The organism is Enterocloster alcoholdehydrogenati (assembly GCF_013282095.1).
Lineage (GTDB): Bacteria > Bacillota > Clostridia > Lachnospirales > Lachnospiraceae > Enterocloster > Enterocloster alcoholdehydrogenati.
Genome location: NZ_BLTJ01000009.1, coordinates 62,650 through 82,999 on the forward strand (window position 1 = coordinate 62,650; position 20,350 = coordinate 82,999).

Consider the following 20,350-nt stretch of genomic DNA (forward strand, 5'->3'; position numbering starts at 1 on the left):
GCCGGATTTTTCTGACATCAGGCTCCTCTTTTTCACCATTCCGAAAGCACGCGTAATTTATAGATCCAGCCCGGCGGTTTTATTCGATCCGGATGCTGTAGCTCTTCTCCCAGGTTCCCCAGGCATTAAGTTTCTGAATCCCCGGCCGGTCCTTTAATTCTCCTGCATAGCCGTCAGGAGCGCAGATGCCGTACCATGGCTCCAGGCATACGAAAGGATGGGTGGCCTCCATGGTCCACACTCCCAGGTAGGGGAAACCGCCGCAGCTGACGGTTACATAGGGCTTTCCATCCACCAGCAGGCCGACGCTTGAAACCTGTCCGTCATCAAACATATAGGTAAGCGCTGCATCGAAAAATCCCTTCGTAATGGGAACCTGTCCGTCTTTCAGCTGCAGAGTCCCGCTGCGGCGCTCCTCCTGGTATCCGTTTTCATTGGGCGCCAGATAATGAAGCTGCTGTGCAGACTCTTCTGCCCCGGATCCCTCTTTATTAAAACTTAGCGTATAATCATAGATTGTCTTTCCCTGGGGCGTCTGAAAGGCCGGGTGGCCTCCGATCATGAACAGCAGTTCCCCGGAATCAGGATTAACCACTCTCCATATAACCTCAATGACCCGTCCCGTCAGGCGGTGCCCTACCTCCAGTTCAAAATGGAAGGGATAGACCGCATACGTCTTTGGCGTGTCCTTTAACCGATACCAGCATTCATCCATATCGCATAGCACAGGCTCAAACTCCATATCTCTGGCAAAGCCATGGGGCATGATCTCATACTCCGTACCATCGCAGAGATATTTTCCCTCAAAACTCTTTCCCACAAAGGGGAAAAGGATCGGCGCATGGCGGCCCCATACAGACGGGTCGGCCTTCCACAGAATTTCCCTGCCTGCTTTCTTATCGTAAATCCCTGTCAGCTCTGCGCCGCGGCGGTCTATTGTAACCAAAAGTTCTTCATTTTCCAGTGTAAACACACTGCCGTCCTGCTTCATAAGACTACCCCCATTTCCGCTCTCAGCGTCCTTTATGGACGCTGCTGCAAACCTGCTGTTTTCACACAAAAATCATCTTATCATTTTCTGCCGGATGTTACAACTGTTTTTACACAATATCTGTGCTCCTCTTTGTTCTCACATAGCGGCAGAAGGTATAACAAAGGTCAAAATAGGTCTGTTCCTCCCCTTCCTGGGCCAGCACCCACTCCGGGCTCTGATCCAGGTTTATGGGAAACCTCATATCCGCGTCATACGCATAGTCGATACGAGTCAGGTGAATGGTATCGCAGCAGGGCAGAAACTGTTTGAAAATACTGCCGCCACCGATCACATAAATATCCCCAGAAGGGATATCCCGCAGTCTATCCAGAGCTTCCTGCATATTTCTGCATACCTCTGCACCCCTTATCTTAAACGAAGGATCCTCCGACAGGACAAGGTTCGTCCGTCCTCCCAGAGGCTGGCCCCCCGGAAGGGTTTCCAGGGTTCTGCGTCCCATAACTACGGTCTTGCCTGCTGTTTCCTTCAGCAAAAGCTGACGTTCTGCAGGAATGGTCACCAGCGGCCTTCCGTTCTTCCCGATAGCCCAGTTCTTATCTGCCGATACCAGAAAATTCATCGCGTGCCTCCCATCTGCTCATAGAGTCGAAATTCATAGCGGATTCCATGATCCTCTCCTTCTCCCAGGACACGGGCCAGCCGCCAGCCTGGTTCTTTATCCAGATCAGGCAGTGCGGTATCTGCCGGAAAAGCCTTGAAAATATGGGTAATATAGGCTTTTTTACAGTATGGAAGAAATTCCCGGTAGATCATGCCTCCGCCAATGATGAATATATCGTCGTTTCCATACTGTGTCAGATACTCCAGTGTTTCCTCCACGCTCCTGCAGATCACAACGTCCTCCGGAGCGCTCAGGCCGCTCTTTGTGAGAACCACATTAACACGGTTTTTTAACGGCTTGCCGCCTGGAAAACTCTCCAGTGTCCTGCGTCCCATGACAACTACCCGGCCTTTGGTCGTTTCTCTGAAAAACTTCATATCCCCTGGAAGATGGGCTAAAAGGCCGCCGTCTTTTCCGATGGCCCAGTTTTCATCTGCTGCTGCAATAAGATTCATATCGCGTCTCTCCTGTATTTCAATCGCATTCTTATGACCGATTATAGCATGGGTGCGGGTAAATGAAAAGGCGCGCCGGGATATTTCACACAATTTCCCGGCGCGCCGAACGATCCTGCTTTATAATACGTTTTAGATCCTTCCCTGTCTGCGCTTTTCTTCATAGTCTTTAAGAGCAGCCAAAGCTTTTCCTGCCATGGGGTACAGGGCGATGAGGTTAAAGATAGTCATCAGTCCTACGCCAACGTCTCCCAGATCCCATACAACGGTATAGGCAGTCAGTCCGCCCACAAAGAGCATGATGAGCGCCAGCACCTTGTATGCTGTCTGAGCCGCCCAGCTGTCTCCAAACAGATATGATACGTTGGAACGGGCATAGTAGAGGATTCCTAAAAATGTGGAAAAGCTGAACAGCCACAGAATTACTGCAATGAAGATAATTCCAAAGGAACCAAGGTGGTATCCCATGGCCGCCTGCAGCAGATCCATTCCCTCCAGGGAGCCTGTTACCTGCTCTGGAGCCAGAAGCATTAAGAAGGCGGTACAGCTGCAGATAACGATCGTATCAATGAATACGCCCAGCGCCTGTGCCAGCCCCACCTTGGCCGGATGGTCTGTCACAGCGGCCGCTGCGGCACAGGGAGCCGACCCGCTGCCTGCTTCATTGGAAAAAAGCCCTCGTTTTACGCCGTTCATAATCACAGCTCCTATTCCTCCTGCCACTGCCTGGCGCAGCCCGAAGGCCTCTGAGAAGATACGCTGAAACACAGAGGGAATCTGCTGGAAATTCAGAACGATCACTGCCACTGTGATCAGAAGATACAGCCCAGCCATCACCGGCACCATCACATCCAGAGCCTTTACGGTCGCGTTTTTGCGCAGAACGATCACTGCGCCAAGAATCACCAGGACGATGGTGCTGTAAAGGGGCGGTATGTGAAACGCATTTTTGAAGGCAGATGCCACGGAATTACTGATAACCTGGCTGATTCCGCACCAGCAGATCAAGCCGGATAAGGCAAACAGCACCGATAAGGGCATCCATCTCTTCTTTTTATCCTTTTTCTCGAAAAATTTGTGCATATAGTAGGCAGGGCCGCCCCGATAGCCGCCGTAAAGAGGATCTTCCTCTTTATAAAGCTGAGCCAGCGTGGCTTCAATAAACGCGGTGGTTGAGCCTAAAAGGGCTGTGACCCACATCCAGAACACGGCACCTGCGCCGCCGGCGGAAATGGCCGCCACTACGCCTACCAGATTTCCCATTCCCACACGGGTAGCGGTAGACACGATCAGCGTCTGACACGCTGAAAGCGCCGTTGTCTCTCCATCCTTTTTCTCCAAAGTTACCCGCACCATGTCTTTAAACAGACGCAGGGAAAGAAAACGTGTGCGCAGCGTAAAATAAATTCCCGTAGGAATCAGCAGCAGCACCAGAAGCGAAAAGCGGATACTTGCGCCTCCCGGCAAAGGCAGCGTGAGCAGATCCCCCCATAAAAACCGGTAAACTGTTTCAATTACTGTAACCATGATTGTTTGCCACTCCTTCTCCTTTGTTCAGACCGTACCTGCGGCCTGCCCCTCTCCATATTTCAGGGGATGGATTTTTACTTCATATTAGTATATAATAATTATCATCATTTGTAAAATTGATACTTTAAATTATATTGATCTATTTTTTCAATTGTAGCAGGCTGCCTCACACAGCAAACCATGGGAGGAAAATATGGGTGTTGATATGAAAAACATGGAAACCTTTATTCAGGTAGCGGAGCTGTGCAGCTTTACAAAAGCGGCAAAAAAGCTGGGGTATTCACAGTCCACTGTATCGTTCCAGATCCGGCAGCTGGAGGAGGATCTGAAGGTGCAGCTTTTAGAGCGCATCAACCATACCGTAGCGCTGACAGAAGCCGGACGCAAGGTTCTGGACTATGCCCATCAGCTAGACCGGCTGACCATGAATATGAAAAAGGAACTTAAGCCTCAGCCTTTCATAACCGGACACATCCGCATCGCCATGGCAGATTCCCTGGCCTGCTGGATCCTCCAGGATCACTTTGAGGCTTTCCGCAGAGAGCGGCCGGGAATCACACTGAAGCTCATGACGGCCAGCACGCAGGAAATGTTCCGGCTTCTGAACCAGAATGAGGCAGATCTGGTGTACACTCTTGATCAGCATTTTTATAACAGCGATTATATAATCGCAGACGAAGAGCAGATCGAGGCCCATTTTGTAGCGGCCCCTGATTTCCTTCCTGTTTCATCCCGCCGTGTGCCAGTCCGGGAATTGATTCAGTTCCCCTTTCTCCTGACAGAAAAGGGCATGAGCTACCGCCGTCTGATGGATGAGCACCTAGCTCAGCTCTCCTTGGAGGTGCGTCCTGTTCTGGAATTCGGCAGCGCCGACCTTCTGTGCCGCCTTGTGACCCAGGGAGCCGGGATTTCCTTTCTTCCTGACTATGTAACAGAACCAGCGCTGCTGGAAGGGCGGCTGATACGGCTGGAGGTACCTGACTTTGCCCCCCAGCTGTGGCGTCAGCTTCTGTATCACCGGGATAAATGGGTCTCCCCGGCCATGCAGGCAGTCATCGGGTATTTTTCCGGCAAATCCCCTGCACCTGACAGCAGGGATTCTCATATGCTGTCATAGATCACTCCTTCAGGAGATTTTGCCATGAATCAGTCTGCAGCTGCTACACCGGGCGATCAGTTCGCTCAAATCCTGCGTTTTGGCACCCCTGCCGCTCTGGCCTGGGTCCACGGAAATACTTCCTTTGCCCCCGCCCTAAGCGGAGTGGTGCGCTTTTATGACACGCCTTATGGAGGCGTCCTGGTTGAAGGTGAGTTTTTCCAGCTTCCCAATAAGGGCATTTTGGGCTCTACCGCTTTTTATGCCATGCATATCCACGAAAACGGGGATTGCTCCGCTTCCTTTACCCACACAGGCGGACACTATAATCCTACCCATACGGAACATCCCTGGCACTCCGGGGATTTGCTGCCCATCATGGGAAATGAGGGCTATGGATGGATCGCCTTCTATGATAAGCGATTCACTGTGGCTGAAATTCTGGGACGTTCCCTGGTTCTCCACCTGAATGCAGATGACTTTACCAGCCAGCCGTCCGGAAATTCCGGGATGATCATAGGATGCGGAATTGTGAGAAAGTATACGCCCTAAATGCAACAATACCGCAGGACAGAGAACGTTTCCCGTTCTTTTTCTGCGGTATTTCTGTTGATAAACTGATTTTCCTGAAACGTCTTTTCTATGAGCGGGCCGTCTGTCTGTTTGGCTCCTGCTTTACTGCTCCCATGCTCCGTCCTTATTTACAAAATAATGATCCGGCGTCTGCTCCTGACGGTACATGGAGCCGTAAGGGCGCTTTTTATTTTCATAATACCAGTATCCGTCCTCCTTCCGAAAGTAGGTCTGCTCTGAGATGTCCTCCACCTCTGTAAAATAGTAATACGTTCCATCTACCTGTACCCAGCCGTCTCTCATAACGGCTGTTTCTGGATCAAGATAATACCACTTCCCATCCATTTTCTCAAAATACCAGCCTTTTTCAAGAACGCCTAAATTGCCATCAGATACATCATGGGTATGATACCATTTCCCATTATGACTTCTGATCCATCCAAACTCCATGATGCCCTCAGCATTAAACTTAAACCAGCTGAATCTTCCCTGCATATCCTTTCCATAGGGATTTTCAATAAACATCCAGCCGTTTTTAGGCGTGATATTTCCAGATGTTGCGTAGGTCCATTTATGACGGCCAGCATCCAAGAGCGTCCAGCGTCCGCCTCTGGAGCCATTAGCAAGACCGGGAACCGGATCGGAATAGATTCTGTCATTGCCTGCGCTGCGGCGTCCTGAAGCAGAGGTTGAACTGCTGTGTGAAAAACCGCCTGAGCCGTGCTTTCCTGGCTTATGCGGCTTTTGAGGCTGACTTGGTGAAACGATGTCCGGCTTATCCGGCTTTTGAGGCTGACTTGGAGAAGCAATGTCCGGCTTATGGGGCCTGTCTGGCTTTTGAGGCCTGTCCGGCTGTTCCGGACGCTCCGGCTCGCTTGGGGATGCAGTCCCCGGTTTCTTTTTTACACGGATTTCGACTCTGAAGTTCTTACTGCTTCCATCGGGATATATCACCTTTATTTTACCCGTATATTTTCCCGGTATATCCGTATCAATCTCCTCTTCCGTGACATCTTCCACCAGAGTTCCTTCTGGAAGTTCTTCCCAGTTAGAGATATTATCTGACAGGTCGATCTCTCCCCCCTGCTCTGTCTCCTCACGTTCTATTTTGGGCCGGTAAATTTCAGCATCCATTTTCTCAATTTCTGTTCCTGGATAAGAGCCGGCATCCTTGGGATCCGAACCCTTGGCTGTCTCCTCACTGTCCGCTGTGCCGTCTCCGTCATCATCCTCGTCTGCCCGGTCCGGTGTCCCGTCTCTGTCTGTATCCCGTTCTACGTTCACCGCCGCCATTACCTGTTTTTCCTGCTTTATGCCTTTATCCTCAAAAGTAACCTTTACAGGAATATACACCGTCTGGATCTCATAGTCTGCATGATCCTTATCCCCCCATATAAGATTCTCAGGTGTTCCCTTCAGAAAACCATTCTCATCTGCCAAAAGCCCGTTGGTCTCTTCAGACGCGATCACTGCCGCTGCTTCATTTGGTTCTGCCAGTTTCTGATTCGGTATCACTTCCATGCCCTCCACGGCATTTTGAACCAGCCGGATCGTCACCTTAAGCTCCTTTGCCCATACAGCAAACACTTCTCTGCTTCCATCCAGCTGCTCCAGAATATGAGGATCTGCCTCTAAAGCATCTGCCGAAGCCGCCCAGCCGGCAAATACATACCCGGTTCTTTCAGGACTTACTGGCGCTGTTATGGTCCCGCCGGCTATATTTTCTGTCCTGCTCTCTGCTGTCCCGTCTTCCCAGTTTCCTCCATTAGGATAGAAAATCACCTTTGCGGTGCCTGCACTGATCCTGTGTTCAGCGGCCGCTGTGTGCATACCATTGGGTGAAAAGGCTACAAGCAGAATCTGATCCCCATCCTGGAATATGCCTGCTGGTATTTCCATGGAAAATTCCCCGGTCATAATTGTTTCAAAGGGAATCACAGCCTGAGCCCTGGGATCGTCTGGATCGTATCCCAGACCGCCATTGATATATTTAAATGCTTTTACCACTGCGTTGCCTGCATTCTGATCCGTCACATCCAGATTTCTTTCAGGATGCCCCGGATGTTTGTAAACAGCCTTTGGAAGCCGGCCTGCGATGACTGCGTTTTGATCCGCTCTTACCGAAGAAACCTCTGTTTCCGGTTTTGAAACCAAATAATCCCCCGCATTTTTCGGATCTGTTTTATCCTCTGTCACTTCCCGGCCGTCAGGAACGCCGTCCCCATCTGTATCCGCATGATATGCATCCGTCCCCAATTCATCTTCCACAAAATCATATAACCCGTCCTTATCTGAGTCCAGAACGGTTAAAAAGCCATTAGAATATGAATTCTGCAGCCTTTTATTAGGCTTTTTTCCGTCCGGCTTTCTGATACCCAAAGAGGAATCGCTATGATCTACAAAGTCGGCTTCCAGCCAGGATTCGAAGTCGATTTCTCCTCCGCTGCTTTCCATATATCGGTTCAGCGCCTGTGCAAATTCCTCATTTGTCACCTGGTCTCTTAACGCATACTTAATAGCAAATGACCGCCTCTGCCCCAGAGCACCGTAAAAAATCTGGCTGTCCTGCAGTTTTCTCACCTCCGTGACCTTATCCCAGTCTGCATCGATGATGCTGAGACTGTCCGTATCCTTGGTAGAGATATGGCCATTTCCATCGGGATTCACAGTCAGCTTCACAGGCGCATCCTTCAGAAAATTACCCCGGGCATCCGATAGCCCCAGATATATCCGGTCAGTATCAATATACGGCAGCAATTCCTCTGGAATCACTTCATTGATATATAAGACCCAGCCGCTGTTTGACAGCAGAAAGTTCTGATTGGGCTTAAAAGAGGAAACAGAGTTAATTATGCGGTTCTTCCCGTCATAAATGACTGTCTTGGCGACAGGCCCTCTTGTAAAATTTCCATCTTTTGACTGCGTTCCGTCAGTCTCTAAAATATTACCGCCGGTTCCCAGATAAAATTCATTTCCCTCTGCTGTATTCTGAGGAAGTTGTGGTACATTAGGATTGTTTTTCAGAATAAAACCATTATCATTTCCGCCGATATCCGCCAGATTATCATTTCTCACCCACAGCGTCGTAAAGCGGAGCTTTTTATCGCCGAACCCCAGATCATCCAGACTTTTTCCGCCTTTGAGCACGATCTCAATTTCATGGTTAGTGACGGCGCCAATGATTCCGCTGGAAAATGTGCCGGTGTTAACAGGGACCTTCCACAATGCCCCTTCTGCTTCTTTTTCAAAATCCTGCCCATTGACTGAAACTGACTTAATATTCTCATAAAAATCGGAATCAAAAAAATTCAGGAGATATCTTCCTGTATAGGGGCCTCTGTCTGTATAACCCCAGGATGTTGATCCCTTTGCCCATTTCGTCACTCTCAGAATGACCTTATCTCCGTCGGACCGGAGGTAATCGGTTCTTGCGTAATCAAGCACCCCTTCTGTTTCCCCGTCGATCTCATAATGTATCTCCAAACCAGGTTCCTGATCTGAGAGAATCGTTGAAACAGCCGTTTCTCCCTCCATAGTCTGTGCATAGATACCTGTGGAAGCCATAAAAAAGCTGCAGCCAACCACACAGGAAACAATGCCAATCGTCCGTTTTCTCAGATAATACCTGGGCTGTTTTTCCATCCCTTTTCTTCTGATCCATTCTTTCATTTTATTCATCTGATCCATTTTTTGCCTTTCTTTAATCATTTTCCAGCCCATTATTTCATAATTGTTTTAAAAACGATTGTACATTATACTATTTCCATGTATAAATCAGCTTTTATTATCAGAAATCCTTTTGTTTTTCACGCTGCACTCATCTTAAATATAAATATTTTCTATATTTTTACAGTTTTATCATGTATTTTTCAGCAAACCGACGTATAAAACCTCTTTTTATTTGTTCAACGCTTGAATTGTCTTCACAATCCCCCTATAATATTAATATAGTTTTAACAGAAAGAAGGCCGGAGAAATGAATCACTTTCAGGAATCGTCTGTCATCCCGCCAGAGCAGTTCGACCAAACACAGCCAAGCAGTTCACAAATACGTATACCCCCTCAGGAGTCCATTGCCTGTGATCCCTTTGACCAGCTCAGGCTGATCAAGTCCATCCATGTAATATCCCATCTGCCGGTTCAGGTTTTTGACCACAGCATGAACCTGCGGCACTCATACGTTTCTGACCGGGTCTGGCTTCTCCCCTATGACTTTAGAAAATACTGCGGGAATGCCCCTGTAGATTCTTTTTTATTTTCCGGTATTCTGGAGGAAGTCTTTATCCGATATCCCTATCCGGACGGCACACTGATCATTGGTCCCCTCTCCACGGTCAAGCTGACGCCTGAAACCATTCAGACCAGAGTACAGAAGCTTATTTCAAATAAGAAAGTACATTCCCAGATGATGCAGTATCTAAGCCTTCTTCCAGTATTTTCACTTGGAGATGTTCGGGATTTTCTGATCCATCTTAACTTTCTGTTTCATAATGACGCAAAGTGCCCCTATTCCCATAAGCTGCATGAATTGGTAGACAAAAATCGTATTTCCCTGGAAACAGAAAAGCTGACAAACAGCAGTCTGCGTATGTTCCAGTCCGATTATTATACCTATACATATGAAAACAGGCTGCTTGATCTGGTACAGAAAGGGGATACCAAGCAGCTGCGCCAGCTTCTGTCCGGCACCAGCAGCAGCGTGGTTCCTTCCAACGCCTCCACACCGATTCGTTCTGAGAAGAATTATACGATCATTGTTCTAGAAAAGCTGTCTGAATACGCGATCCAGCAGGGGCACGAGGTATCGGAAATCTATCAGCTGAGGGATTTTTATATCAGAAAATTAGAGGAAAAGAGAGAACTTTTGGATGTACTTTATATCCGAGACTGTGCGATCATCCACTTTACAGAGCTGATGCACAATTTTATCAACGCAGGATATTCGCCTCTGGTTAAAGCAGTAATTCAGTACATCAGCCTGAATCTTTACGGCCCATTGAAGGTCAGGGATATTGTCCGGGAATTTTATATGTCTGAATCGTCGCTGCGCAGTAAATTCAAGAAGGAAACCGGACTCAACGTCATCGAATATATCCATAAGCGCAAGATCAATGAGTCCAAGCTCCTTCTGCGTTCAGGACTTGCTCCCATCGATGTCTCTACAGCGCTTAATTACTATGATTATGCCCATTTTCAGAGGACGTTTAAAAAGTATGTGGGCTGCTCTCCCAAGGATTTTCAAAAGAACAACAGCATCAATCTCTGGGAGCCGCAGCATAAAAGGGAACAGCCTGACCTTTCCAAATAAAACACATAAAAAACACGAAAGGAGAACACATCATGAGAAGCATTACCACACTGGATCTTCAGTATGCCCATCGTTTTTACGGATTTGGAGGAGAGGCACAGTATCTTCACGGCCACACCGGCATCCTTACCATTGAGGTGGAGGACTCGGTTGAAGAGGGCGTCAATATGGTCTTCCCCTGTAATGAGATCAAAAAAACAGCCTGGGAGATGCTGCAGAATTTCGACCATGCTCTGATTCTGCGCCAGGACGACCCGCTGCTTCCTGCCATCCTGAAAGTTTATGAAGAGCAGGGAATTCGAAACGGAACGCCTGTAAACCGACAAAAAGGGCCTGCCTTTCAAACGGAACTGGCTACCGCCTACCCAGAATGTCGTCTTGTAGTCACTAAGGAAACCATGACTGTAGAGGGCATGATCCGAATCGTCTATGAACTTCTGAAAGACCGGCTGAACATCGCAAAGCTCACCTTCACCAGCGGTGTAAACGGTGCCGCACAGGAGTATCCTGTAAGCGCCCCGTACAAAAAGCGCTGTCCAAAATGCGGGATTCTGCTAAATGAAAATGGCAGCTGCCCCAAATGTGGGTATATGGCGCCGCGCGATTAGGGATTTTCAGATTCAGGAATCAGCAAACGTATTTCCGCTGTCTTTCTGGCCATCTTACTCTGCCCCATAGCCTGATGCTCCCTTCTGATGTGGGTGGTTGACGTGTTGAGATTAGTGCAGCATAGAGTATAGGAAGGTACAGCCAGACCCTTGCAGGTATGGCTTCCGCCTCTCTGCATAAATAAAGACCTGCTGGCAAAAGTTCTGTTTCAGTCTTTTCCAACAGGTCTCTATTTTCTTTAAAAATACTTCTTGCTTCCCCAAAGATTACTCTTCTTCAGATCCAGATACTCATTATACGCCTTCTCAAGAATCTGCTTTTCATTGGAAAACTTCAGCAGATGGTAGGCCTCATAAAACTTATAGTATCCGGAGTCCAGAAAGTATTCTTCCCGCTGTGGTTTGCTGTAATAGCTGTCGGCCATCATCAGATACCAGTGTACGTCTTTCTCCACCACATCCTGAGGCGTGTTGAAGGTGTACTGGCTTTTGCCGATGTATTTGATGATGGAGGCGCTGACGCCGGTCTCTTCTTTTACCTCTCTCAGCGCCGTTTCCTTGTATTCCTCTCCAGCTTCTACGGTTCCTTTGGGAAGAACCCAGCCCTCGTACTTGTTCTTGTAATTTTTATACAGAACCAGGATCTTTCCTCGAAATATAACCACACCGCCGCAGCTCGTTGCCTCAATCATTGCAATCCCTCCTGGTTTTGGTGTGAACCTGACTGCTTTCTGCAGCCGTAACTGGTCTTAGTATACAACGTTTGGAAGGGATATGCAAGAATTTTCATGGCCCGCCCGCTTAAAGCTTCTTTAAAATTTCCTGCAGATCCAGCGTCTTTGTTCCGTCCTCCGCTTCAAAATAGGGGATTCCGATATAACCGTTTGCCTTGGCTTCATCAAACAGAGTGCAGTTGTCCCTCACCGCGAGAAATTCCTTCATATCTGCCAGACTGGCGGAAATATTTTTAAATTCCAGGTCAGCTCCCATCTCCTGCAGCTTGTAAATAGCATACAGAGCATCCTTACATAAATGGCTTCCAAACATGGTTACTTTCATTGTCTGATTCTCCTGTCTGTGTATTTTTTATCTTTATTTTAATCTATTTCTGCATATTTTTCCACTCGTCTTTTTCTCGATTCCTTTCATAATGTCCCTTTTTAACATCCTCTTGACAAAATCCGGTTTCGGATTTATACTAGCTTTTACAAAAACCGAAATCGGATTATAACTGCAAACAGTGCTCAGGGCGGCATATGACCCGCAGCAGGTGAATCTGCCCTGAACCTTACGCCATCACAAAGGAGAGCTGCCGCCATGTACAGACATTCTGCCAAGGAACAAAATATTCGCTTTAATCAGTTATACCGCCGTCAGTCCAATCTTTACCATACCTACGCCGCCGCCCATCACCTCTCGGATGCGGCATTTTCCATCCTCTACTGCCTCTGTGAAACCATACCAGAGGAGAGGGAAACCGCCCCGTATACCCAGCACGGACTGGCACAGCTTTGCAGTCTTCCCCGCCAGACGGTAAATTCTGCCATCAGCAGCCTGGTTCGCCAGGGTTATGTCCGTCTGCAGCAGCTTCCCGGTTCCGGAAATACCAAAGCGGTCTTTCTCACCGATGAGGGAGAGTCCCTCTGCCGCCATGTGATTGATCCGCTGATTGAGGCAGAGCAGCGATCTCTCGCCCAGATGGGACACGAAGAGGTGGAGCTGTATCTGAGGTTTTCCCTTACGCAGCTGGATCTGTTTGAACAGGAACTGGCAGCTATTCTTCCTGATAAAAATGGAAGCAGCCGCCGGGATCATTTAAAAAATGAAGATGAAACAGGAGAATAAAACGACCTATGCGATACTTTTTACAATTCCTGAAACCATACCGAAAAACCTGCATCCTGATTTTTCTTACCGTCCTCCTGGACGTGGCCGGGGCGCTCCTGGTGCCTACCGTTACCGCCAATATGCTGAACCTGGCGGCTGCGGGAAGCGGGATCACCCCTATCCTGCATCAGGGACTGATCATGCTTATTATCTCCCTGTTAGCCGGTTTTGGCGCGCTGACGGGAAGCTTTCTCTGCGCACGCCTGTCTGCCAGACTGGGCCGTGATATGCGGGTGGCCGTCTATAAAAAAAGCCTGACATTTTCCGCAGCGGATTTCGAGCGCTTCGGCACAGCTTCCATGGTAACGCGAACCTTAAATGACATCAATTCCATCCAGAGCGCCTTTGTGATGTGCGTCCAGATGGTGCTTCCCGTACCGGTGATGTGTATTCTCGGAATCCTGTTCGCCTTCCGAATCCATCCTTATATGGGATATCTGGTGACTGCTGTAGTAATTCTTCTTCTGACCGCCGGTTTCTTTATCATCCGCCGGGCTGCCCCTATTTTCGAGCGCCTGCAAAGATTTCTGGACCGGGTCAACACGGTTCTGCGTGAAAATATTACCGGCGTCCGGGTAATCCGCGCCTTCGGAAAAGAGACCCATGAAGAAGGGCGTATGGGGCGCAGCTTTATGGACTATGCCCAGTCGGCCATACAGGCCAACCGCCTTTTTGCAGCCCTGGACAGCATTGCCACTCTGGCGATCAATCTGTCAGTTGCAGCTATCCTGTATACAGGGGGAAACCTGGCCGGCTCCGGCGCTATGGAAATCGGAGGCATTACGGCAGTGACGGAGTATGCTATCTGGATCCTGTTTTATATCATGATGGCCCAGATGGTAGTCATTATGGTTCCCAAGGCACTTGTCTGCATGGAACGAATGGCGGAGATTCTGTCATTGGAGCCTGAGATTCAGGATAAACCAGGTGCTTTATCCCCTTCTCTTCCATCCGATCAGGAGGGCCGCTTATGCTCCCCTGCGCCGGCCTCTGTCACAGAAAACGAAACTCCCGTCGTCTCCTTTTCAGACGCTACCTTCCGTTTCCCGGACGCAGATGAGGATACCCTGAGCCATCTGACTTTCCAGTGCAAAAAGGGCACTACCACTGCCATTATCGGCGGTACGGGAAGCGGAAAGTCCACCATCGCCAAGCTGATCCTGCGTTTCCATGACGTGACCGCCGGTCAGATTTCCCTTCTGGGAACGGACGTCAGGGACCTTCCACAAAAGGAACTTCGCGATTCTATCGCCTATGTACCTCAAAAGGCGTGGCTCTTTTCCGGCACCATCGAGGATAACCTGCGCTATGGAAATCCAGATGCCTCCAGGGAAGAGCTGCTTTGTGCCCTTGACACCGCTCAGTCCGGTTTTGTACGCCAGCTGCCCGACGGCCTTTCCTCCCATGTGGCACAGGGAGGCACCAACTTTTCCGGTGGGCAGAAACAGCGCCTTTCCATTGCCAGAGCGCTGGCTAAAAAAGCGGACCTCTATATTTTTGACGACAGCTTCTCAGCTCTTGATGCAAAGACAGACGCCGCCCTGCGCCATGCCCTGAAGGAAGCCACAAAGGAGGCTGCCGTACTGATTATCGCCCAGAAAGTCAGCACAATCCTTCACGCAGACCAGATCCTGGTATTGGAGGACGGCAAAGCGGCAGGCCTTGGCACCCACGCTGATTTAATGGAGCGCTGCCCCGTCTATAAGGATATTGTACGCTCCCAGATGCGGGATGCATGATGGGGCAGAACCTGAAAATTTTCGATAAACCTACAGGAGGTTCTTTCATTTTATGGAAAACGATCCGAATTATTTTGATACAGAAGTGTTTGAAGCAAAACATATGAAAAAGACCATTCTGCGCTTTATCCGCTCCATGGGAAGGCAGAAATGGCGGCTGACGGTGGTATTTATCTGCATTGCCTTTTATACCTATTTCACCGTCATGGCCCCCTTATACAGCGCCAACGTGGTGGACCTGATCTGGAATCAGATAAAAGCAAACCAGAATGCGGGCCACCCTTTCCGGATCACCTGGGAGCTGGGAGGAAGACAGCTTTTCCTGCTTCTTGTCATGTACCTTGCCTGCGGCGTTTTCTACACGCTCCAGAGCTTTCTCATGGCAGGCTTCGCGGAGAAATTAAACCTTCAGCTCAGGGAAGAGATCAGTCGGAAGTTAAACCGCCTGCCGCTCTCCTTCTTTGACCGCCAGCAGCCGGGAGCCATCATGAGCCGGGCCACCAATGATCTGGAAAAAATGTCCGAGGCCCTTCAGACCGGCCTTCTGCGCCTGTTTATGGCTGTAGGCACCATCATTGGCTCTCTGATCATCATGGCTGCCTTTGACTGGCTTCTCACCGCCGTTTTCCTGGTGTTTACGGCGATTTCTCTGCTGGCGGCCAGGGCTGCCTCCCGGCAGACCCTGCGCTATGCCAGCAGGCGTCAGGACTGCACTGGACGGCTCAACGGCCTCATCGAGGAAGCCTATAGCGGACGTATGCTGATAAAGGCCTTTAACCGGGAGGAGGAAAGTCTGGCTCAGATCGAACGGGCCGCCATAGAACTGGCCGATGCCTCTGAAAAAACGGACTGGATCACAGGCGCCATCAATCCCGGCATCCGCATCATCAACCGGGGCGGCCAGGTTGCCATCGCCGTCCTGGGAGGCTTTATGCTCCTGAAAGGCCATCTGACCCCCGGACGGTTCCAGGCGTTTTTCCAGTACGCCAACCAGGCCGGCGAACCCATTACTGAGCTGTCCTATATGATCAACTCCCTCCAGTCGGCTCTGGCATCCGTAGAGCGGGTCTATGAGCTTTTGGATGAAGAGGAAATTTCCCCTGATCCCGAAACGCCTCTTTTACTGCCCCGGCCAAAAGGGGATGTGGACTTTTCCCATATCCGTTTTGGCTACGATCCCAGCAGGCCTCTTATGAAGGATGTAAGCTTTTCTGTCAAAGCAGGACAGAAGATCGCCATTGTGGGATCTACCGGAGCGGGAAAGACCACTCTTATCAACCTTCTGATGCGCTTTTATGACATCGGAGGCGGAAAAATCTCCCTGGACGGCACAGATACCAGAGACTTAAGCCGCAGAGGGCTTCGGCAGGCCTTTGGCATGGTTCTTCAGGATACCTGGCTGTTTGAGGGCACCATCGCGGAAAATATCGCCTATGGAAAGTCCGATGCCTCCAGGGATGAGATTATCGCCGCCGCTAAAGCCGCAAGGGCGGATTTCTTCATCCGCACCCTTCCAAAAGGCTATGATACTGTCCTTGGAAATGACGCGGAAAACATTTCCATCGGCCAGCGCCAGCTTCTTACCATTGCCAGAGTCATGCTCTGCGATCCCGCAATCCTGATTCTGGATGAGGCTACCTCTTCCGTAGATACACGCACAGAAATGGAAATCGGCCGGGCCATGAATACGCTGATGAAGGGCCGCACTACCTTTGTGATCGCCCACCGCCTTTCCACCATCGTAGATGCAGATCTGATCCTTGTAATGCAGAACGGCACCATCATTGAGCAGGGAGACCACAAACGCCTCCTGCAGACAGGAGGCGCTTATGCGGAATTATATAACAGTCAGTTTGCTTAGATCACTGGTTTAATCCCTTAAAGATCTTTTCAGCCGTCACAGGCAATTCCCGAATGCGGACGCCTGTGGCGTTGTATACTGCATTGGCAATAGCCGGGGACGGAGTGTTGATCACGATCTCGCCGATAGACTTGGCGCCAAAGGGGCCTGTGGGTTCGTAGCTGCACTCAAACTCCACCTGAACGTTTCCAATATCCAGACGGCTTGGAAGCTTATACTGCATCAGGGAGTTTTCGCATACATGGCCGTTCTTTAAGTAGGTTACATCCTCATAAAGAGCCATTCCGATTCCCTGAACCAGACCGCCCTCCGTCTGGACTCTGGCCAGATTTTCGTTTAACGGAGTACCGCAGTCTACGGCAGCCACAAACTGGATCAGTTCGATACTGCCGGTTTCCATATCGACCTCAACCTCTGCCGCTCCTGCCATAAACGGAGGCGGAGATACCGGGGAGGTGCAGGATTCCGTGGCCTGAAGGGCTTCGTTGTTAAAGCACATGGCCCTGTTTCCGATATCCTTGAGGGAAATCTCATTTTCAAGGCCGGATTCCTCAGAAACCGGGGTAAGACGCCGTACAGCCGTTCCGGTAAATTCCAGTTCCTCCTCGCTGCAGTTTAAATACTCTGCGGCTTTTTTTATGATCTTTTTTTTCAGGGTTTCACAGGTCTTTACCACTGCATTTCCTGTAAGGTAAGCGGTGCTGGAGGCATAAGAACCGGAATCATAGGGAGAAATATCCGTATCTACGCCATAAACTACAATATCATCTGCCTCGCAGTTCAGACACTCCGCAGCCACCTGAGCCAGTGTGGTATCGCAGCCCGTTCCCATATCGGAAGCGCCGATGGTCATGGAGTAGAAACCATCGTCATTTACCTTGATAGTGACAGCGGCTACATCCACGTGTGAAATCGCAGATCCCTGCATAGCCATGGCAAGTCCCACTCCCCGTACCTTTCCGTTGCCCATATCTCTTTTTGGGTATTTCTCATCCCAGCCGATCATTTCCTTTGCACGCTCCACACAGCGGTCCAGGGCGCAGCTTCTGGCGGTCTCCCCATAGTAAGCAGGCATCACCTGGCCTTCGCGAACCATGTTTTTATCCCGCAGCTCAGTCGGATCCATCCCCAGCTCAGCCGCCAGCTCATCCATGGCAGACTCTACGGCAAAAATACCCTGAGTGGCGCCATAACCCCGGTACGCGCCTGCCGACATCCGGTTGGTGTAAACTACGTCATAGGCAAAGCGGAAGGCTTTGGGCGTCCCGTACAGAGGGATGGATTTGTGGCCTGACAGCCCTACCGTGGTAGGCCCGTGTTCCCCGTATGCGCCTGTATTGGACAATGTATACACATCCATTGCCTGCAGAATCCCCTGATCATCGCAGCCTATTTTTACCCGAACCTCCATCTCATGGCGGGGAGAGGATGCGATTTGGGATTCATAGCGGCTGTATATGATCTTTGCCGGCTTTCCCGTTTTCATGGTAACAATGGCCGGATATACCTCTGCCACTACGGTCTGCTTTGCGCCAAAGCCTCCGCCGATTCTTGGCTTGATCACACGTATCTTTGATTTGGGCACATCCAGGGCATGGGCTAAAATCCGGCGCACATGGAAGGTTACCTGGGTGGAGGCAACTACATTGAGACGGCCATATACATCCATATAGGTGAACGCCCGGAAGGTCTCCATCATAGCCTGCTGGTTGGCCTTTGTATGGTATACGCGCTCGATCACATGGCTGCTTTGTGCAAATGCCGCGTCCAGATCTCCATGGGTCTCGCCGCCGCAGGCGCAGAGGTTTCTCTTATTGTCGGCGCCCACACTGCACAGAGCCTTCCAGTCATCCTCAGGATGAACCAGGATATCCCCATCCTTGGCATCGTGCATATCAAGAACCGGCTCCAGCACCTCGTATTTTACCTTAATCAGACGCATGGCCCGGTCTACACAAGCCTCATTTTCACCGGCCACAATGGCTACGGCATCACCTGCAAACCGCAGCCTCTGATCCAGGATCAGACGGTCATAGGGGCTGGGTTCTGGATAGGTCTGTCCCGCCAGGGTAAAGCGCTTTTTCGGAACGTCCTTCCAGGTCAGGATACACTCAATGCCCTGAACCTTTGAGGCTACGCCGCAGTCGATCTCACGGATCAGCGCATGGGCGTAGGGGCTTCTCAGCACCTTTACCACCAGACAGTCCTTCATTGCCAGGTCATCGGTATAGACAGGCTTTCCTGTTACAAGGGCTTTAGCGTCCTTTTTGATCAGAGGCGCGCCTACCACCCGCAGAGCTCTGGCCTCAGAGGGCCGTTTTTGTGAATTTGCCATCACTCCCTGCCTCCTTTCTGCTGTGCCTTAACCTCCAGATATTTCCTGACCGCCCGAAGCTGGGACATATATCCGCTGCAGCGGCAGAGATTTCCGGCCAGATACTCCTTGATCTCCTCCTCTGTGGGATCAGACAGTTCCCGCTCCATGGCTAAAACGTTCATGATAAAGCCCGGACTGCAGAAACCGCACTGCTCGCCGCCCTCGGCAGCCAGGAACATACCGAACTCCTCAGCCTCCTTCTGTAGGCCCTCCAGCGTGGTCACATGGCGTCCCTGCGCCCGCATGGCCAGGACTGAGCAGGAAAGAACCGGCTTTCCGTCCAGCCATACGGTGCACAGACCGCAGTTTGCCGTCTCACAGCCCCTTTTTACGCTGTAGCAGCCAAGTTCACGGACCAGATCAAGGAGCACCATATCCGGGCGCACCTCGGCCTGTACCTGTTTTCCATTTAAACGAAAGCTCATTTCCATTACCGGCTCACACTCCTTCCCTTTAACCTCTCCATCAGACGTCTCACAAATACCTCTGCAAGGCTGTGCCGGTATTCTGCGCTGCCCCTTACATTATCTCCATAGGAAAATGCGTCTGCCGCCTGCTTTGCCATTTCCTTCGTAGTGTCAAAATCATCCTCTGTGAACTGGATCAAAGAAGCCTTGGCCGGTCTTGCCCCGATGGATACAAACCACTGATTTCCAAGGTTGGCCGTACAGACTGCCAGAATCGGGAAATCGGTCTGTGAATTTCTCTGGCTCATATAGGCGGCCTTCCTGCCGTCCTTTTTTATCACGATCCGTACCAGGATATCCTTATCATCCCGATGGGCAGGCCGGGACGCAAGCTCCCTGACAGGCACCATCCCGCCGTGATACAGCTCTGCATAAGCGTCAAGAGCCAGCAGGCAGGTCAGGATGTCGGAGAAACCGAAACGGCCGTAAACGCTGCCTCCTACCGTAGCGCAGTTACGCATCTGCACGCCTACGATATGCCTCGTACACTCCTTAAAAATACCCCCGAAATATGTATTCAGCCCCTCATGGGTCTCCAGCTGCCGCAGGCTGCACATGGCTCCCACAGAAAATTCCCCGTCGTTTTCTTCGATCCGGTCCAGTCCAAGACCTGATAAATCGATCACCGTACGTTTTGTGACGCTGGTCATCTTCAGCCATACCATTCCGCCTACCACCAGGCTGCTGCGCTTCTGGCACAGCTCATATGCCTCTGCCAGACTGCTTACCTTTACATAATCATCCGCTCGAAACACCTGATCGCTCCTTTCATCATCTGCAAACTTGATCCTCTG

At 50.3% G+C, this 20,350-nt stretch carries 18 protein-coding genes; 7 read left to right on the plus strand and 11 right to left on the minus strand.

The window, feature by feature from the left end; all coding sequences use genetic code 11:
* Positions 1-79 precede the first annotated feature (79 nt).
* The 4 genes from HW447_RS11515 to HW447_RS11530 all read right to left on the minus strand — a co-directional run bounded on the left by HW447_RS11515 (position 80) and on the right by HW447_RS11530 (position 3,640).
* Complete coding sequence (locus HW447_RS11515) at positions 80-991, minus strand: aldose 1-epimerase family protein (RefSeq protein ID WP_176255414.1); 912 nt, start codon at positions 989-991, stop codon at positions 80-82.
* A 109-nt stretch (positions 992-1,100) separates the two neighbouring features.
* Positions 1,101-1,613, minus strand: a complete 513-nt coding sequence (locus HW447_RS11520) for a dihydrofolate reductase (protein WP_176255415.1) — start codon at positions 1,611-1,613, stop codon at positions 1,101-1,103.
* Positions 1,610-2,110: a dihydrofolate reductase gene (locus HW447_RS11525; protein ID WP_176255416.1), complete on the minus strand. Its 501-nt coding sequence runs from the start codon at positions 2,108-2,110 to the stop codon at positions 1,610-1,612. Before HW447_RS11525 ends, HW447_RS11520 begins: the two co-directional genes overlap by 4 nt.
* Before the next feature lie 132 nt (positions 2,111-2,242).
* Positions 2,243-3,640, minus strand: coding sequence for an alanine/glycine:cation symporter family protein (locus tag HW447_RS11530; protein WP_243176289.1), 1,398 nt, complete (start codon positions 3,638-3,640; stop codon positions 2,243-2,245).
* A gap of 193 nt (positions 3,641-3,833) precedes the next feature.
* Here HW447_RS11530 and HW447_RS11535 point away from each other — a divergent pair, with 193 nt between their 5' ends.
* Positions 3,834-4,757 (plus strand): LysR family transcriptional regulator, encoded by a 924-nt coding sequence (locus HW447_RS11535; RefSeq protein WP_176255418.1) that lies wholly within the window; start codon positions 3,834-3,836, stop codon positions 4,755-4,757.
* Between the two features lie 24 nt (positions 4,758-4,781).
* Positions 4,782-5,288, plus strand: coding sequence for a superoxide dismutase family protein (locus HW447_RS11540; RefSeq protein WP_176255419.1), 507 nt, complete (start codon positions 4,782-4,784; stop codon positions 5,286-5,288).
* A gap of 123 nt (positions 5,289-5,411) precedes the next feature.
* Here HW447_RS11540 and HW447_RS11545 read toward each other — a convergent pair whose 3' ends face one another.
* Positions 5,412-8,996, minus strand: a complete 3,585-nt coding sequence (locus HW447_RS11545) for a Rib/alpha-like domain-containing protein (protein ID WP_176255420.1) — start codon at positions 8,994-8,996, stop codon at positions 5,412-5,414.
* Between the two features lie 289 nt (positions 8,997-9,285).
* Here HW447_RS11545 and HW447_RS11550 point away from each other — a divergent pair, with 289 nt between their 5' ends.
* Both HW447_RS11550 and HW447_RS11555 read left to right on the plus strand, forming a co-directional pair.
* Positions 9,286-10,617 carry a YSIRK-targeted surface antigen transcriptional regulator gene (locus HW447_RS11550; protein WP_176255421.1) on the plus strand — a complete coding sequence of 444 codons (1,332 nt, stop codon included), beginning with the start codon at positions 9,286-9,288 and terminating at the stop codon, positions 10,615-10,617.
* A gap of 32 nt (positions 10,618-10,649) precedes the next feature.
* Positions 10,650-11,225: a 6-carboxytetrahydropterin synthase gene (locus HW447_RS11555; protein ID WP_176255422.1), complete on the plus strand. Its 576-nt coding sequence runs from the start codon at positions 10,650-10,652 to the stop codon at positions 11,223-11,225.
* Here the strand turns inward: HW447_RS11555 and HW447_RS11560 are convergent.
* The 3 genes from HW447_RS11560 to HW447_RS11570 form a co-directional block, all read right to left on the minus strand.
* Entirely contained in the window at positions 11,222-11,404 is a 183-nt protein-coding gene (locus HW447_RS11560; protein ID WP_176255423.1) for a hypothetical protein, read from the minus strand. The genes HW447_RS11555 and HW447_RS11560 overlap by 4 nt on opposite strands.
* Positions 11,405-11,464: 60 nt before the next feature.
* Entirely contained in the window at positions 11,465-11,917 is a 453-nt protein-coding gene (locus HW447_RS11565) for an NUDIX hydrolase (RefSeq protein WP_066544480.1), read from the minus strand.
* Between the two features lie 109 nt (positions 11,918-12,026).
* Positions 12,027-12,284 carry a glutaredoxin gene (locus tag HW447_RS11570; RefSeq protein ID WP_176255424.1) on the minus strand — a complete coding sequence of 86 codons (258 nt, stop codon included), beginning with the start codon at positions 12,282-12,284 and terminating at the stop codon, positions 12,027-12,029.
* A 258-nt stretch (positions 12,285-12,542) separates the two neighbouring features.
* Between HW447_RS11570 and HW447_RS11575 the strand changes: the two genes are divergently transcribed.
* From HW447_RS11575 to HW447_RS11585, 3 genes are read left to right on the plus strand one after another with little or no spacing between them, the layout of a single operon-like run.
* Complete coding sequence (locus HW447_RS11575; protein WP_176255425.1) at positions 12,543-13,070, plus strand: MarR family winged helix-turn-helix transcriptional regulator; 528 nt, start codon at positions 12,543-12,545, stop codon at positions 13,068-13,070.
* Positions 13,071-13,078: 8 nt separating this feature from the next.
* Positions 13,079-14,851, plus strand: a complete 1,773-nt coding sequence (locus tag HW447_RS11580; RefSeq protein WP_176255426.1) for an ABC transporter ATP-binding protein — start codon at positions 13,079-13,081, stop codon at positions 14,849-14,851.
* A 52-nt stretch (positions 14,852-14,903) separates the two neighbouring features.
* The gene (locus HW447_RS11585) at positions 14,904-16,712 is read left to right on the plus strand and encodes an ABC transporter ATP-binding protein (RefSeq protein ID WP_176255427.1); all 1,809 of its coding nucleotides are present in this window, start codon (positions 14,904-14,906) and stop codon (positions 16,710-16,712) included.
* A gap of 1 nt (position 16,713) precedes the next feature.
* On the opposite strand, the gene HW447_RS11590 is transcribed toward HW447_RS11585, so the two are convergent.
* The 3 genes from HW447_RS11590 to HW447_RS11600 are packed head-to-tail and all read right to left on the minus strand — an operon-like array spanning position 16,714 to position 20,311.
* Positions 16,714-19,047 (minus strand): xanthine dehydrogenase family protein molybdopterin-binding subunit, encoded by a 2,334-nt coding sequence (locus HW447_RS11590; RefSeq protein WP_176255428.1) that lies wholly within the window; start codon positions 19,045-19,047, stop codon positions 16,714-16,716.
* The gene (locus tag HW447_RS11595; RefSeq protein ID WP_176255429.1) at positions 19,047-19,520 is read right to left on the minus strand and encodes a (2Fe-2S)-binding protein; all 474 of its coding nucleotides are present in this window, start codon (positions 19,518-19,520) and stop codon (positions 19,047-19,049) included. Before HW447_RS11595 ends, HW447_RS11590 begins: the two co-directional genes overlap by 1 nt.
* Positions 19,520-20,311, minus strand: coding sequence for an FAD binding domain-containing protein (locus HW447_RS11600; RefSeq protein WP_176255430.1), 792 nt, complete (start codon positions 20,309-20,311; stop codon positions 19,520-19,522). Before HW447_RS11600 ends, HW447_RS11595 begins: the two co-directional genes overlap by 1 nt.
* Positions 20,312-20,350: the final 39 nt, after the last annotated feature.